This is a genomic window from Polaribacter batillariae, assembly GCF_017498485.1.
Classification (GTDB): domain Bacteria; phylum Bacteroidota; class Bacteroidia; order Flavobacteriales; family Flavobacteriaceae; genus Polaribacter; species Polaribacter batillariae.
Genome location: NZ_CP071795.1, coordinates 65701 through 82248, shown reverse-complemented (window position 1 = coordinate 82248; position 16548 = coordinate 65701). Strand labels below are relative to the sequence as shown.

The 16548-nt window shown below is 31.9% G+C and carries 11 protein-coding genes; 7 read left to right on the top strand and 4 right to left on the bottom strand.

Features of this window, described 5'->3' with window-relative positions; genetic code table 11:
- Positions 1 to 2: 2 nt before the first annotated feature.
- Together JL193_RS00340 and JL193_RS00335 are read left to right on the top strand one after the other, a co-directional pair.
- Positions 3 to 647 carry a DUF8845 family protein gene (locus JL193_RS00340; protein ID WP_207971954.1) on the top strand — a complete coding sequence of 215 codons (645 nt, stop codon included), beginning with the start codon at positions 3 to 5 and terminating at the stop codon, positions 645 to 647.
- A gap of 14 nt (positions 648 to 661) precedes the next feature.
- Positions 662 to 1150: a hypothetical protein gene (locus tag JL193_RS00335; RefSeq protein WP_207971953.1), complete on the top strand. Its 489-nt coding sequence runs from the start codon at positions 662 to 664 to the stop codon at positions 1148 to 1150.
- On the opposite strand, the gene JL193_RS00330 is transcribed toward JL193_RS00335, so the two are convergent.
- Both JL193_RS00330 and JL193_RS00325 read right to left on the bottom strand, forming a co-directional pair.
- Positions 1147 to 2166, bottom strand: coding sequence for a threonine aldolase family protein (locus JL193_RS00330; protein ID WP_207971952.1), 1020 nt, complete (start codon positions 2164 to 2166; stop codon positions 1147 to 1149). The genes JL193_RS00335 and JL193_RS00330 overlap by 4 nt on opposite strands.
- Before the next feature lie 180 nt (positions 2167 to 2346).
- The gene (locus JL193_RS00325; protein WP_207971951.1) at positions 2347 to 4767 is read right to left on the bottom strand and encodes a zinc-dependent metalloprotease; all 2421 of its coding nucleotides are present in this window, start codon (positions 4765 to 4767) and stop codon (positions 2347 to 2349) included.
- Between the two features lie 230 nt (positions 4768 to 4997).
- Between JL193_RS00325 and prfB the strand changes: the two genes are divergently transcribed.
- The 4 genes from prfB to JL193_RS00305 all read left to right on the top strand — a co-directional run bounded on the left by prfB (position 4998) and on the right by JL193_RS00305 (position 10704).
- Complete coding sequence (gene prfB, locus JL193_RS00320; protein ID WP_207971950.1) at positions 4998 to 6092, top strand: peptide chain release factor 2; 1095 nt, start codon at positions 4998 to 5000, stop codon at positions 6090 to 6092.
- Positions 6073 to 7761, top strand: coding sequence for a phosphoethanolamine transferase (locus tag JL193_RS00315; RefSeq protein WP_207971949.1), 1689 nt, complete (start codon positions 6073 to 6075; stop codon positions 7759 to 7761). The genes prfB and JL193_RS00315 overlap by 20 nt, the downstream gene beginning before the upstream one ends.
- 2 nt (positions 7762 to 7763) lie before the next feature.
- The gene (gene arsC / locus JL193_RS00310) at positions 7764 to 8105 is read left to right on the top strand and encodes an arsenate reductase (glutaredoxin) (protein ID WP_207971948.1); all 342 of its coding nucleotides are present in this window, start codon (positions 7764 to 7766) and stop codon (positions 8103 to 8105) included.
- Positions 8106 to 8244: 139 nt separating this feature from the next.
- The gene (locus JL193_RS00305) at positions 8245 to 10704 is read left to right on the top strand and encodes a TonB-dependent receptor (protein ID WP_207971947.1); all 2460 of its coding nucleotides are present in this window, start codon (positions 8245 to 8247) and stop codon (positions 10702 to 10704) included.
- A gap of 190 nt (positions 10705 to 10894) precedes the next feature.
- Here JL193_RS00305 and JL193_RS00300 read toward each other — a convergent pair whose 3' ends face one another.
- Entirely contained in the window at positions 10895 to 11068 is a 174-nt protein-coding gene (locus JL193_RS00300) for a hypothetical protein (protein WP_176397543.1), read from the bottom strand.
- Positions 11069 to 11221: 153 nt separating this feature from the next.
- Here JL193_RS00300 and fumC point away from each other — a divergent pair, with 153 nt between their 5' ends.
- Positions 11222 to 12622 (top strand): class II fumarate hydratase, encoded by a 1401-nt coding sequence (gene fumC / locus JL193_RS00295; protein WP_207971946.1) that lies wholly within the window; start codon positions 11222 to 11224, stop codon positions 12620 to 12622.
- Between the two features lie 573 nt (positions 12623 to 13195).
- Here fumC and secA read toward each other — a convergent pair.
- Positions 13196 to 16537, bottom strand: a complete 3342-nt coding sequence (gene secA, locus JL193_RS00290) for a preprotein translocase subunit SecA (RefSeq protein WP_207971945.1) — start codon at positions 16535 to 16537, stop codon at positions 13196 to 13198.
- Between the last annotated feature and the right edge of the window lie 11 nt (positions 16538 to 16548).

Genomic DNA, 16548 nt, shown 5'->3' with positions numbered 1-16548 from the left:
TTATGGATTTATTAGAAAATTATAAAAAAGCTTGGAACAATCAACCAATTGATTCGAACACGCTTACAAAGCAGCAAATTTACAATATGGCGCATTCTAAATCGTCTTCTATTGTAAAATGGATTTTTATTATAGGGCTTTTAGAGCTCGCTTTTTGGGTAGGTATTAATTTATTAATTCCAGACAGTATTTATAAAATTTACGAAGATTTTAATTTAGAAAATCAGGTAAAATTTTTTATGATTCTTCATTATATTGTAATTATTATTTTTCTGTATTTTTTTTATATGAATTATAAAAAAATATCTGCGATTGAAAATACTAAGAAATTAATAAATAAAATTTTTAAGGTTAGAAAAACGATTAAGTATTATGTTTACTATAATCTGGCAATTGTTTTTCTCTCTAGTTTGGTTATTAATTCTGTTATGTTTAGCAATTCAGAAAAGTTAATGGAGGTTGTAAATCCTGAAGATTTGCCAGTTAATGTTAGTCAAGTAATTACTGTTACTATTATTAGTCAAATTATTGCACTTTTAATTTTTATGGTATTGTTGTGGTTGTTCTACAAGTTAATTTATGGTATATTGTTAAAAAAATTGAAAAGAAATTATAAAGAATTGGCTAAATTAGACAGCGAAAATTAAAAACTGTATTAATTATGAAGAAGGTTTTATTTATTTTATGCGTTTGTTTATCGTTAACGTGTTTTTCACAAAAAACCGATTTTTGGGACAATGTACAATATGGAGGTGGGTTTACAGTTGGCTTTGGTAACAACCAAACCACAGTTGGTATTGCTCCAAGTGCTATTTACAATTTTAATAATGGTTTTTCTTTAGGAACTGGGGTAAACTACTTGTATTCAAAGATTAACGATTTTACAACAAATGTGTATGGTGCAAGTATTATTTCTTTATATCAGACAAATTTTGGCATACAGTTTTCTACAGATTTAGATTATTATTTTGCAAAACAAACCAATTTTAGCAGTAATAATTCTGTAAAAACCAATTTTCCAGCACTACATTTAGGGGTTGCTTACAACCAAGGTAGTTTTGCTGTAGGAATACGATACGATGTTTTGTACGACAAAAACAAAAGTGTTTTTGCTTCGCCTTTTTCGCCAGTTGTTCGTTTTTATTTCTAGTAATTTTTCAATTCTTTCAACAGAATTTCGTGCATTTCGTTTGTGTAATCTAAATGTGTAACAATTCTAATTTTTCCTTCTCCCATTGGTGTTAATAGAATGTTTTTTTCTTTCATTTTATTGATAAAATTGTCTGCTCCTATTTTTTCATCAACATAAAAAATAATAATATTTGTTTCTATAGTTTCTACTTTTGTTACATAAGAAACCGATTTTAAAACAGCTCCTATTTCTTGCGCTTTTTTATGATCTTCTGCCAACCTTTCTACATGATTATCCAATGCATACATTGCTGCTGCTGCTAAAAAACCTACCTGTCTCATAGCTCCTCCTAACAATTTTCGAATTCTTAGTGCTTTTGCAATGTGCTGTTTACTTCCTATTAAAATGGAACCTATTGGAGCCCCTAAGCCTTTAGACAAACAGATAGAAATCGTGTCAAATAAGGCGCCATATTGTTTGGGTGTTTCGTTTTTTGCAACTAGCGCATTAAATAAACGTGCCCCATCTAAATGAAAAGCCAAATTGTTTTCTTTAGAAATTTTCTGTATTTTTTTTAATTCAGCAAAATCCCAACAAGCTCCTCCTCCTTTATTCGTAGTGTTTTCGATACAAACCAAGCTCGAAAACGGAACATGAATATCGTTTCTACCAGAAACAGCTTCTTGCAATTGTGTGGCAGTAAACATTCCTCTTTTTCCGTCTATTAATTTACAGGTTACTCCAGAATTAAAAGCTGCTCCCCCACCTTCGTAATTATAAACGTGTGCGTATTTATCGCAAATTAATTTATCTCCAGGTTGTGTGTGTAGTTTTATAGCTGTTTGATTTGCCATGGTTCCCGATGGAAAAAACAACGCATCTTCCATACCAAACATTTTTGCTACTTTTTTCTGTAACTCGTTTGTTGTTGGATCCATTTTAAAAACGTCGTCACCAACTTTTGCTGTCATCATTGCTTCTAACATTCCTTTGGTTGGTTTGGTTACTGTATCGGAAATTAGGTCTATTATCATTAGTTTTTTATTTTTAGTGATCAGTTCGAGTGATTTTTTAGTGCAACAGCGTGAAAATAAAAAATTGTATCGAGAATTTTGTAAAACAATAAAAATACTTCTCGATACAAATTTGTTCTTACTTCACAAATTCACTCGAAATAACATGGATTACCTATGTGACTGCAAACGGTATGTTGGCTACCATCTACTTCCTATTGGTGAACCATCAGGAATTTTTGGTGCATCGTTTTTCTTAAATGAAGCTGGGTTTTTCTGAAAAGCTTCAATTATTTTAATCATTGCTTTGTGATACATATTCTGTATTCCTTTAGAATTTCTACTTTTTAATATCGATTTTATTTCATCAATTTTAAAATGTACAATCGCATTTACTTGTGCATATTGATTTTTATTCGCTGCCAAAGCAAATAATTGTTCTAAAACCTTTACATTAACGACATTTTGTAATTCTTGATAGTAAGCATCTTTGTATGATTTTTTGAGGGTTTTATTTACCAATTCGTCAATTAATTCTTCTAAACCCAACTGATTTTTATTCAAACTTTTATGAGCCACCAATCTTGATGCTCTTTGAGGATTTAATAATAACTCCAACGTCATTTCAGTAGCTGTTTCTACTGCCGAAAATGCATCGAAAGCAACGCCTAATTTGCTATTAAAAGATTCTCTACTTCTTCCATAACCCATTGCTCTTGGTGGAAATAATGCCAATTTTTCTTTTGGAATCGCAATTTCATCAACATTAATAGTTTGTAAAACGGCTTGTAAGGCAATTCTTTCTGTAGTTCCAGAAACTTGTTTTACAATGGTTTGATTATCGCCTTTTACTGCATACGAATAATGCAAGCCTCCAATGAGCTTTACAGTTGCTTCTGTTTGAAATCGATGGAAAAAATAAAGCGGTACAAATACATCTTCTAACACGGAATATGGTTCGTTTGTTTTAATATTATCTGCAGAAAAATTAGTAATCGCTGTTTTTCTAATCTTTAAAACATTGTACAATTCGTCGTAAATATTGCCTCCATTATCCCACAAATGTGCAGAGGCACTTGCGCTTCCTTGACTTCTCGCGTCTTGATCCGATAGGTATTTTAATCCGTTTTCTGTGGCTTTTTCTAAAATTTTGCGAAGTTCCATTTCTTCATTTACATTATCAGGAAAATCTTGATATGAGTAGGCAACTGTTACTTTATCCCAAGCTCCAATTTTTGTGTCATAGGCATTAGAAAAATCAATTTTACCGTTATTTAAACTAAATTTAGGATGTGGATAATCCATCACTGAAGCTCTACCATTTGTACTCGCAGAAAAATTATGTGCAAAACCTAACGTATGCCCAATTTCATGTGCCGACAACTGTCTAATTCTTGCAATTGCCATTTGTAAAGCAAAATCATCATCTACTGTATTATTTTTATAAGGTGCTTGCAACGCTTGTGCTATTAAAAAATCTTGACGAATTCGTAAACTTCCTAAACTTACATGACCTTTTATAATTTCTCCAGTTCTTGGGTCAGAAATACTTCCTCCATAGCTCCAACCTCTAGTAGATCTGTGCACCCATTGTACTACATTGTAACGAACATCTAGTGGATCTACACCTTTTGGTAACATTTTTATTTGAAAAGCATTTTTGTAGCCAATTGTTTCGAAAGCTTGGTTCCACCAACTTCCTCCGTCCAATAAAGCAGAACGAACTGGTTCTGGAGTTCCTCTATCTAAATAGTAAATAATTGGTTCTTTTGCTTCAGAAATGGTGGCATTCGGATTCTTTTTTTCTAAACGATGTCTGTAAATAAATCGTTTTTTAATAGGTAGATTTACAGGGGTTGCATAATCTAAATACAACATTGGAAAACTTCCAGAACGTGGGTCGAAAATTCTTGGTTTATACTTATTATCTGGCAATTCTACAAAAGAATGGTGCTGATGTACAGTAACCAAACTCGCATTTGGCGTTACACTTCTAATATTGTATCCTTTTGGCGAACCTTTAAATGTTAACATTACATCGAACTCGATATTCTTTGGAAATGCCTTTGTTCTCGCTAAATTAAATGCAGATTTACTTTTATCTAAACTATAATTTCCTTGGTTATTTCTTGCCAAAGTTGTAGAAACACCATGTGCATCTCGCATAAAAAAAGAGGTTGCATCTACTAAATAGATTCCGTTTTTTTCTTCTTTAATCACAAAACCATGCAAAACCGATTTTGCAAATGCTTCTTTTACAGATTGTTTTTCCTCTTTATTATTGGTAATGGCTCGGAAATTTAAATTTGGCTGCATTAACATTAATTTATTACCCGCTTTTTTAAAATAGACCACTACTCCACCTCCTAACTGTCCCCGATCTAAACCAATATCATTTGAACCAATTCCTTCCGAAAGCGAGTGTACGTATAAAAAATGGCTATTTAATTTAGCAACTTGTAAGAAAATTTTATCTTCATTTTCATCATAATAAAAAGTAAAATAACCTTCGAATTTGGTCATTCCTTTTTGGAGTTTATTACCCGATTTTTCTATAAAAAACTGAGAAAAACCATTCCATGAAAAAGAAATAAAACAAAGTAGCAAGAGTAATTTTTTCATAATTGTGTTATTTTGTATAAATCTATAAATAACTATTAGTTTTTAAAAGAAGAAATCGTAAAAATTCATTTATTTTTGTGTGATTAGATAAAGTTAATAAACAATGTTATTTCGACCTTGTGGAAAAATCTAAAACAGAAAAGAGATTTTTCGACTACATTTTATTTCGCTCAAAATAACAATTATCCTTTTTATAAAGGTTTGTTTTGCGCAAATTATTATCATAAATTATGATTACACAAGACCAACTTAAAAATATTGCTGAAAGAATCGACAAATTAAGATCGTATTTAGAGATTGATAAAAAACTCATTGAAATTGCCAACGAGGAAGAAAAAACGGCAAATCCCGATTTTTGGAACGACCCTAAAGCCGCAGAAATTTTGATGAAAGAACTGCGTTTTAAGAAAAAATGGGTCGAAGACTACAACAAAGCTGTTACTTTAAATGAAGATATAAATGTTTTGTATGAGTTTTACAAAGAAGGCGAAGTTGAAGAAAACGAAATCACAACACAGTTCGAAAAAGTAAGTACCTTTTTAGAAGATATTGAATTTAGAAACATGCTTTCCGAAGAAGGAGATTCGCTTTCTGCAACCATACAAATTACTGCAGGTGCTGGAGGTACAGAAAGTTGCGATTGGGTAGAAATGCTGTCGAGAATGTACACAATGTGGGCAGAAAAGCAAGGTTTTAAGTTAAAAACATTAAATTATCAAGCAGGAGACGTTGTCGGTATTAAAACAATTACCATAGAAATTAATGGCGATTATGCTTTTGGTTGGCTAAAGGGAGAAAATGGGGTGCATCGTTTGGTAAGAATTTCGCCTTTCGATTCGAATGCAAAAAGACATACTACTTTTGGTTCGGTTTATGTTTTTCCTGTGGCTGATGATTCTATAGAAATTGAAATAAATCCTGCAGACATCGAAATTGTTACTGCACGTTCTAGTGGTGCTGGAGGCCAAAATGTAAATAAGGTAGAAACCAAGGTTCAACTGACACACAAGCCTACAGGAATTCAGATTTCTTGTTCGAGTTCTCGTTCGCAGCACGACAATAGAGCAACTGCACTAAAAATGCTAAAATCTCAATTATACGAAATAGAACTGCAAAAACAACAAGCTGCAAGAGACGATATTGAAGCCAATAAGCTAAAAAACGAATGGGGAAGCCAGATTCGAAACTATGTAATGCATCCTTATAAATTGGTTAAAGATGTAAGAACAGGTTATGAAACTGGAAATGTAGATAATGTGATGAATGGAGATATTAACCCGTTTTTAAAATCTTATTTAATGCTAAATGGACAAAAAGAATCGTAATACAAAACCTTATGTATTTGTAGGGATCCTCTTTTTAATACTAATGCTTCCCAGTATTTTACTAATTTTAATTGGAGAAGATTCTGTTTCTGGTAGTTTTATAAAAAAGTGTGTTTTTTTACTCATTAGCTTTTCTATTATAAGCATTCCACTTGTTTTTTTAAAACCCAAATATTACAGCTATTTCGTGTTGCTTTTATTTCCATTAGTAATTTTTGAAAGTTACCATATTTATATTTTTAAGACACCTTCTTCTGAAGAAGTAATTGCAACCATATTTCAAACCAATTATAATGAAACTAAAGAGCTATTAATTTCTAATTCGCTTTTAATTTTAGTAGCCATCTTTGTTTTTATGGGAATATTATTTATTTCTAGAAAAATAAAAAGCGATTTTAAGTTGAGTAAAAAGCAAAAATGGAGTTTACTCTTTATTTTTCTATTTACATTTATTACACTAGAAATTAGAAATTTTAAATTAGCCTTTCAATTAAATGATAAAAAAACAGAAATTATTGGAGCTGCCAATTATGCATTAGAAGTACAATTAAAAAAGAATTTTCCTGTCGGAATTTTCTTAAAAAGCTTAGAAGTTAAAAAAGGATTTAAAGCCCAAAAGGCCTATGTAAAAGCCATTACAAATTTCTCTTTTAACGCCATAAAAAAAGATTCGCTACAAGAACAAGAAATATATGTTTTGGTTTTGGGGGAAACTGCCAGAAAAAACAATTTTCATATTTATAATTACAACAGAGAAACTTCGCCGAATTTAGACAGTATTAGAAACCTATTAGCCTTTAATAATGTACACACAAACGCAAATTTAACCTCTCTAAGCATCCCTTTTATTTTAACGCGAGCAACTCCTAAAAACGCTTCTTTAAAATTTAAAGAACCCGCAATTATCAATGCTTTTAAAGAGGTTGGCTTTAAAACTTATTGGCTAAGCAACCAGCCTTATGGAACAGGAAGTCCATTTATATTATATAGTTCTTTGGCAGATTCTTACAAAAATATTTCCACTTCTTTAGATGCTGCCAATTTCGATGAAAAATTAATTCCAGTTTTAGAAGAAGTGCTAAGTGATTCGCATCCAAAAAAGTTGATTATCTTACATACAATCGGAAGCCATTTTAGGTATAATTATCGCTATCCAAAAAAGTTTCATATTTTTAAACCAACTCTACAAAAAGGCCTATCTATAGAAACAACAAATAGCATTTCTAATAAAAAAGAAATTGTAAATAGTTACGACAATTCAATTTTATACACCGATTTTGTTTTGAGTAAAATTATTAAAAAATTAAAAGAAAAAAACGCAGTTTCTTATATGTACTACATTTCTGACCATGGAGAAAATTTGTTTGATACAGATGCTAATAAAATTCTTCATGGTTTTGAAACGCCAAGTAAATACGAAATAGAAATTCCACTATTTATCTGGACTTCAAGTAAATACAATAAATTGTATTCAGAAAAAAGAAAAAATTTAAGCAATAATATCAATCGTAAAATAGCTTCTGTAAACACATTTCAAACCATTTTAGATATGTCTCATATTTCATATCCAAATTTCGAAAACCAAAAAAGTTTCGCCCATAAAAAATTTGACACTTTACAAAAAAGAACGTTTTACACTGTAAATAAAACTGTATTAAAAATAGATTAAAAATGATAAAAATATACCACAATCCACGTTGTTCTAAATCGAGACAAGGTGTAGAGATTTTAGAAAAATCGGGCAAAGAATTCGAAATTGTAAAATATTTAGATGCTGTTCCATCAGAAAAAGAATTATCTGAAATTATAAAAATGTTGGGCATCTCTCCTATTGAATTGGTTCGTAAAAACGAGAAAATTTGGAAAGAAAATTATAAAGGCAAAGAATTATCAGACTCAGAAATTATAAAAGCCATGGTCGAAAATCCAAAATTAATTGAAAGACCCATTGTAATTAATCATAAAAAGGCGGTTGTTGGCAGACCTCCAGAAAATATTTCTTCCATAATTTAAAAATTAGCTTACTTGTAGTTGATTCGAAAAAGGGCTTTTAATTTAGAACCTTTTTAATCAGTTTCTTTAACTTTTTTTTAACAAAAAGAGATTAAACTTAATCGCAGTTTTACTGTCTTAACAAGAAAATCGACAAGTTTTGACTAAAAAAATTACTATTTTACTATGTTGCCTTTTTGGGGCAACATTTTTATTTGCTCAAAAAAAAGAAACATCAAAAAACATTAAAATATCAGGTAAAATTGTAGATGCTGCAACCAACCAACCCTTAGAATACGCCACTGTAATTTTAAAAGACGGCAAAACTCAAAAAGTTACAGGTGGTATTTCCGACCAAAAAGGTTTTTTTAGTATTGAAACTCCAAAATCTACTTACGAGATTCGTATAGAATTCATTTCTTTTAAAACTATAAAATTTCCTTCACAAGAAATAAATGCAAATAAAAATTTAGGAATTATAAAACTAAAAGAAGATGCTGCAAATTTAGATGAAGTTGTAGTAATTGCAGAAAAATCGACTGTAGATATTCGTTTAGATAAAAAAATATACAACGTAGGTAAAGATATGACTGTAAAAGGCGGAACAGCCTCTGACGTTTTAGACAACGTACCTTCTGTAGATGTAGATCCAGAAGGGACTGTAAGCTTACGTGGAAGTTCGAACGTACGAATTTTAATTGATGGAAAACCATCTGCTTTGGTAGGTTTAAATGGTGCAGAAGCGTTGCGTCAATTACCTTCAGATGCCATAGAACGTGTAGAAGTAATTACTTCGCCATCTGCAAGATACGATTCAGAAGGAACTGCAGGAATCTTAAATATTATTCTTAGAAAAGGAAGAGCCACAGGGTTTAACGGTTCTGTAAATGTAAATGTTGGAGACCCTAGATTGTATCAAACCTCTGTAAACCTAAACCTTCGTACAGAAAAAATAAATTTGTTTACTAATTTTGGGTATAGAGATAGACGTGGTCCTGGAAGATATAATTCAGATATTACGTATTTATCAAATGGTAGTATAGACAGTACAAGAATAGAAAATAGAAATTTCGATAGAGCAAGTAAAAGTTTTAACGGAAATGTTGGTTTAGAATATTTTATCAATAAAAAAAGTTCTTTAACAGGATCCGTTTTTGTAAGAGATTCAAAGGGACAAAATTTATCGACTACACAAATTGGTTCTTTTGACCCTTCAGGAAATAGCTTATTTAACTTTGTACGTATTCAAGACGAAGGCGAAACAGACCAAAGTTTACAGTTTTCATTAAATTATGTAAACAATTTTAACGATAAAGGACATAAATTAACTTTAGACTATCAATATGGTGTAGATAAAGAAAACGAATCTGCAATTATTACAGACCTAAGACCAGAAACCAATTCTACAGACGAAACCTCTATTGATAAACTCTTACAAGCAGATTACGTTTTACCCATTGGAGAAAACGCTCAATTCGAAGCCGGATATAGAGGTAATTTCGAAACCTTAACTTCAGATTATTTGGTAACCTTAACAAGCGCAAACGAGTTTAACCCTTCTAATAATTTAGAATTTACACAAAATGTAAACGCATTTTATACACAATATGGTAGTAAAATTAATCGTTTTTCTTATTTATTAGGTCTTCGTGCAGAGCTTACAAAAATTAATGTAAACCTTTTAACTTCTCAAGAAAAATTTACAAAAAAATATACAGATTTCTTTCCAACCGTAAATTTAGGATACGAAATTACAGAAGATCAAAGTTTTACTTTAGGCTATAGCAGACGTTTAAGAAGGCCTCGTTCTCGTTTTTTAAATCCGTTCGAAAACAGAGCCAGTAGAACCGTAATTTTTAAAGGAAATGTAGATTTAGACCCTACATACACCAACTCTTTCGACTTAGGTTATTTAAACAAATGGGGCAAATTAACCTTAAATTCGTCTATTTACTACCAACGTTCTACAAACGATATAGTTCGAGTAAACAGACAAGAAATTAGAATTATAGACGGAAAAGAAACCAACGTTTTGGTAAGACAACCTATTAATTTAGCCTCAGAAGACAGAATGGGTTTCGAGTTTAATGCAAACTATAATCCGTCTAGAAAATTACGTTTTTCAGGAAGTTTTAACTTTTTTCAATTTAAAACCAATGGCGATTATTCTTACGATGTAACCAATCCAAGCACAGGAATTACCACAACAATAAATCAAAATTTCGACGCTACAAATACCTCTTGGTTTACACGTTTCGATGCAAGAGTAACATTACCAGCAAGTATCGAGTGGCAAACGAGATTGTTTTACAGAGGGCCAAGAAGCGATGCACAAAGCGATACTAAAGGAATTTTATCTGCAAACCTAGCATTTAGTAAAGACATTTTAAAAGACAAAGGAACTTTGGTTTTAAATGTAAGTGATGTTTTTAACTCAAGAAAATATGTTACAAATGCATTTGCACCAAGTAGAGAAAATCCTACGAATATTACCAATCAAACTTTTCAATGGAGAATGCGTCAAATCTCCTTAAACTTTACCTACAGATTCAATCAAAATAAAAAACAAAAAAACAGAAATTCTGGAGAAAGAGAAGACGATGGTGGAGGAGAATTTTAGAAACATCTAATTTAATTTATTTGGGCGTTCCCTAAAGGTCGGGCTTTCCACACTCGCTTTTTATTTGCCTTTAAGGGCAATAAAAGAGCTCAAACAAATGCTTCAATCCCTAACGCACTTACTCAAACCCACAAAAAACTCGTTCCATTAAATAGAACGAGTTTTTTGCAAAATATATTTTTTTAGAAAACTACTTTCCTTCAGCAGCTTTTCTAGCTTCTTTCTTTAATTTCATGTTTTCCCAAATAGTTCCACCAATCCAATAAGGAACTACAAATGTTAATAAAAATATTAACAACCAAAAACCAGCTGTAAAAATAAACATGAATAAAACTAAACCTGAAAATTGAGAAAAATCTAACATTTGTTTCTATTTGAATAATTAACATTGCAAAAATAACACATATTTTCAGATTTCACCATCAAAATTTAATTTTTTTCAACAGTATTTCAAGAGAATTGTTCATAAAGTTTTCACTGCTTTTTGTAAATTTGTAAGACTAAATTCCACATAAAAATGACGAAATTCAGAATTGAAAAAGACACCATGGGACAAGTAGAAGTTCCAGCAGATAAATATTGGGGAGCACAAACAGAACGTTCTCGAAACAACTTTAAAATTGGTGCAGCAGCATCCATGCCCCTAGAAATTGTGTACGGTTTTGCTTATTTAAAGAAAGCTGCAGCTTATACAAATACAGAATTAGGCGTTTTATCAGAAGAAAAAAGAGATTTAATTGCACAAGTTTGTGACGAAATTTTAGAAGGAAAACACGACAACCAGTTTCCACTTGTTATTTGGCAAACAGGTTCTGGAACACAATCGAACATGAATGTAAACGAAGTAATTGCCAACAGAGCGCACGAAATTGCTGGAAACGTAATTGGCGAAGGCGAAAAAACCATTCAACCCAATGACGATGTAAACAAATCGCAATCTTCTAACGATACATTTCCAACAGGAATGCACATTGCCATCTACAAAAAAATTGTAGAAACCACCATTCCTGGAATTATTAAATTAAGAAATACTTTACACGACAAAGCTGTTGCATTTAAAGACGTTGTTAAAATTGGTAGAACACATTTAATGGATGCGACTCCACTTACTTTAGGTCAAGAATTTTCTGGTTACGTAGCTCAATTAGACTTTGGCTTAAAAGCGTTAGAAAATACATTGGCACATTTAAGTCAGCTCGCTTTAGGAGGAACTGCTGTAGGTACAGGATTAAATACCCCAAAAGGATATGATATTTTAGTAGCAAAATACATTGCAGAGTTTACAGAATTACCTTTTATAACTGCAGAAAATAAGTTTGAAGCGTTGGCTGCACACGATGCTTTGGTAGAAACGCATGGTGCCTTAAAACAAATCGCAGTATCTTTAAATAAAATTGCAAACGATATTAGATTAATGGCTTCAGGACCAAGATCTGGAATTGGAGAAATTATCATTCCTGCTAACGAGCCAGGTTCTTCTATTATGCCAGGAAAAGTAAACCCTACACAAGCAGAAGCTATGACTATGGTTTGTGCGCAAGTTATGGGAAATGATGTTGCTGTAACAGTAGGTGGTACTCAAGGACACTACGAATTAAATGTTTTTAAACCAATGATGGCTGCAAACGTATTGCAATCTGCACAATTAATTGGAGATGCATGTATTTCTTTCGAAAAAAATTGTGCTGCAGGAATCGAACCAAATCATACAAGAATTGCAGAATTAGTGAGCAATTCTTTAATGTTGGTTACTGCTTTAAATACCAAAATAGGATATTACAAAGCTGCAGAAATTGCAAATACAGCACACGAAAACGGAACTACCTTAAAACAAGAAGCTGTACGTTTAGGCTATGTAACTCCAGAAGAATATGATGCTTGGGTAAAACCAGAAGAAATGACTGGAGGATTGAAATAATTTTCTTTTGAAGAGGGATTACAAAAAAACACCCAGCTTGTTATGTTATAAGCATCTAACTAAAACAAAGAGCAAGACTCTTTCAGAGTGACAAACTGGACGTAAAAAACTATGGAATTTTAACTATGTAGATTAATAAAAAAACTCACGAAAAAGTGAGTTTTTTTATTCTTTTTAAAATCAAGATTTAATGGTCAAAAATATTGTATTTAAATTTCCGTTTTTACGGAGACGACAATTTTAATAGAAAGAAGCTGTCGCAAAAACAAATTTAACTGCCATTTTAAGCATTACTAAAATCAAAATATATTTTTATTGAAAGTAGCTAACGAAGTTATCGAAAAATATAAAATACTGAAATTCAGTAAATAAGATTTCTCCATTACAGTCGAAATGACAAATATTTAACAAATAAGATTTTTCCATTACAGTCGAAATGACAAATATTTAACAAATAAGATTTCTCCATTACAGTCGAAATGACAAGTTTTAATACTCTTAAGAGAGCTTCAATTCTTTTCGATTAAACGATATTATTGTAATTTACAACGTTTGTGAATCTTAAAGAAGGTATTATTTCTTTACCAATACCCATTCTCCTTTATCTATTAACGGAATGGCTTGTTTAAATTTTACTTCTTTTTCTTCTCCACTCATTACATTTTTAATGGTAACTCTTTCGTTTCTACCAATTTTTGGTTGTTCTCTAACAATGGTTTCTACTGGTTCTGAAGATTGTTGGCGAGAGTTCGAAATGGCTTGTTCTGTAGAGTTTTGAACATCTGCTTTACTCGTATTTAATCGCTCTCTTTTTTGTTGACGAGCTTCAGAAATTTGAGATCGATCTTGTGTAGGTAATTCTCCTTTAAATAAGAAAGATAATACCTCTTTGTTAATTTGATCTACTGTTTGTTTGAACAATTCAAAAGCTTCAAATTTGTAAATTAATAATGGATCTTTTTGTTCGTAAGAGGCGTTTTGTACAGAATGTTTCAATTCGTCCATTTTGCGTAAATGCTCTTTCCAGTTTTCATCTATAATTGCTAAAGTGATGTTTTTCTCGAAATCTGTAACTAAACTTTTTCCTTCGCTTTCATAAGCATCTTTTAAGTTGGTAACTACTTGTAAAGATTTTGTACCGTCTGTAAATGGAACTACAATACGCTCGTAACGATCACCTTCATTTTCGTAAACATCTTTAATTACTGGAAATGCTAAAACTGCATTTCTTTCGATTTTGTTTTTGTAATGTTCTGTAACAATGTCATACAGTTTGTCTGTAAGTTCTTTTTCAGACATTTTATCGAATTCTTCTTCAGAAAAAGGTGAAGTCATCGAAGAGAATTTAATCAATTCGAACTCGAAATTCTGAAAATCTTTCACTGCTTTGTTAGAATTTACAATAGATTCGCAAGTATCGTAAATCATATTGGCAATATCTACTTGCAAGCGTTTTCCGTCTAAAGCATTGCGTCTTCTTTTATATACAAACTCACGTTGCGAGTTCATAATATCGTCATATTCTAGTAAACGTTTACGAATTCCGAAGTTGTTTTCTTCTACTTTCTTTTGCGCTCTTTCGATAGATTTGGTAATCATAGAGTGTTGAATTACTTCACCTTCTTTTAACCCCATTCTGTCCATCATTTTTGCAATTCTGTCGGAACCGAATAAACGCATTAAATTGTCGTCTAAAGCAACATAGAATTGAGAAGAACCAACGTCTCCTTGTCTTCCTGCACGACCTCTTAACTGTCTATCTACTCTTCGAGAATCGTGACGCTCTGTACCAATAATTGCCAAACCACCAGCTTTTTTTACTTCTGGCGAAAGCTTAATATCTGTACCACGTCCTGCCATATTTGTTGCGATGGTTACCACTCCTGGTTTTCCTGCTTCTGCAACAACATCTGCTTCTCGTTTGTGTAATTTTGCATTTAAAATGTTATGCGGAATTTTACGCATTTGTAACATTCTACCTAATAATTCGGATATTTCTACAGAAGTTGTACCTACTAAAACGGGTCTTTTTTGTTCTACCAATTTTACGATATCTTCGATAACTGCGTTGTATTTTTCACGAGCTGTTTTATAAACCAAATCTTGTTTGTCTTCTCTTTGTATAGGCTTATTTGTAGGAATTTCTACAACATCTAATTTATAGATTTCCCATAACTCGCCAGCTTCTGTAATCGCGGTTCCTGTCATACCCGAAAGTTTGCGATACATTCTAAAGTAATTTTGCAGGGTAACGGTTGCAAAAGTTTGTGTAGCATCTTCTATTTTTACATTTTCTTTTGCTTCGATGGCTTGGTGTAATCCGTCTGAATAACGACGACCGTCCATAATACGTCCTGTTTGTTCATCAACAATCATTACTTTATTGTCCATTACCACATATTCTACATCTTTTTCGAAAACAGTGTAGGCTTTTAAAAGCTGATTCATGGTATGAATACGTTCGCTTTTTATACTAAAATCTTTATATAACTCGTCTTTTAGTTTTGCTTTTTCTTCTTTTGAGATGTCTGAGTTATCGATTTCACCAATTTTTACTCCAATATCTGGCAATACAAAGAAGCTATCGTTTTTTGTTTTTTCTGATAAGTGTGCAATTCCTTTATCGGTTAAATCGATTTGATTATTTTTTTCTTCGACAACAAAATATAAATCTTGATCTACTTCTGGCATTAACTTATTGTTGTCTTGCATGTAGTAATTTTCTGTCTTTTGAAGAATTTGTTTGATGCCTTCTTGAGATAAAAATTTAATTAATGCTTTATTTTTTGGTAAACCTCTATATACTCTTAGTAATAGAAAACCACCTTCTTTGGTATCTCCAGCAGCAATTCGCTTTTTAGCTTCTGCCAAAACCCCCACCAAGTGTTGTCTTTGTAACGAAACAATATCTGCAACTAAAGGTTTTAATTCGTTAAATTCGTGTCTATCTCCCTGAGGAACAGGTCCCGAAATAATTAACGGAGTTCTAGCATCGTCAATTAAAACAGAGTCAACTTCATCTATAATCGCATAATTTGGTGGTCTTTGTACTAAATCGTCTTTAGAACTGGCCATATTATCACGTAAATAATCGAAACCGAATTCGTTATTTGTTCCGTAAGTAATGTCTGCATTATAAGCTTTTCTACGTGCATCTGAATTTGGTTGATGGTAATCGATACAATCTGTCGTAAAACCATGAAATTCAAAAATAGGTCCCATCCACGCTTTGTCTCGTTTTGCCAAATAATCATTTACGGTTACTAAATGCACACCATTTCCTGTTAAGGCATTTAAATAAACAGGTAAAGTAGAAACCAATGTTTTTCCTTCTCCAGTCATCATTTCTGCAATTTTTCCTTGATGTAAAACAGAACCACCAATTAATTGCACGTCGTAATGAACCATGTCCCAAGTAACGGGTTTACCTGCTGCATCCCAAGAATTTGCCCAATAAGCTTTGTCGCCATCTAATTCGATATGGTCTCTTTCGCCAGACAATTCTCTGTCGTAAGCTGTTGCTGTTACTTCTACTTTTTCGTTTTCTACAAAACGTTTAGCGGTTTCTTTTACTACTGCAAAAGCTTCTGGCATTATGGTATTTAATGTTTCTTCGGAAACTTTGTAAGCTTCGTCTTTTAAAGCATCTATTTCTGTATAAATATCTTCTTGCCTGTCTATATCTGCAGTTTTTGCTTCTTCTTCTAGCGCTTCAATTTTATCGTTAAACGTTTTTGTAGCTTCTTGAATTCTATTTTTAAATTCAATTGTTTTTGCCCTTAATTCGTCGTTAGATAATTTAGAAAATTCGGCTTCAAATTTTCGAACGTTTTCTACAATTGGTTGTAAAGATTTTAAATCTTTTTCTTGTTTGTCTCCAACAAAAAGTTTAATTACGGAGTTTAAAATGCTCATTTTTATATATG

Coding starts and splice junctions, on each gene's coding strand:
- JL193_RS00315 (WP_207971949.1), top strand. CDS start 6,073: ATGGACAAAAAGAATCGTAATACAAAACCTTATGTATTTGTAGGGATC.
- secA (WP_207971945.1), bottom strand. CDS start 16,537: ATGAGCATTTTAAACTCCGTAATTAAACTTTTTGTTGGAGACAAACAA.
- JL193_RS00325 (WP_207971951.1), bottom strand. CDS start 4,767: ATGAAAAAATTACTCTTGCTACTTTGTTTTATTTCTTTTTCATGGAAT.
- JL193_RS00340 (WP_207971954.1), top strand. CDS start 3: ATGGATTTATTAGAAAATTATAAAAAAGCTTGGAACAATCAACCAATT.
- prfB (WP_207971950.1), top strand. CDS start 4,998: ATGATTACACAAGACCAACTTAAAAATATTGCTGAAAGAATCGACAAA.
- JL193_RS00330 (WP_207971952.1), bottom strand. CDS start 2,166: ATGATAATAGACCTAATTTCCGATACAGTAACCAAACCAACCAAAGGA.
- JL193_RS00300 (WP_176397543.1), bottom strand. CDS start 11,068: ATGTTAGATTTTTCTCAATTTTCAGGTTTAGTTTTATTCATGTTTATT.
- JL193_RS00335 (WP_207971953.1), top strand. CDS start 662: ATGAAGAAGGTTTTATTTATTTTATGCGTTTGTTTATCGTTAACGTGT.
- fumC (WP_207971946.1), top strand. CDS start 11,222: ATGACGAAATTCAGAATTGAAAAAGACACCATGGGACAAGTAGAAGTT.
- arsC (WP_207971948.1), top strand. CDS start 7,764: ATGATAAAAATATACCACAATCCACGTTGTTCTAAATCGAGACAAGGT.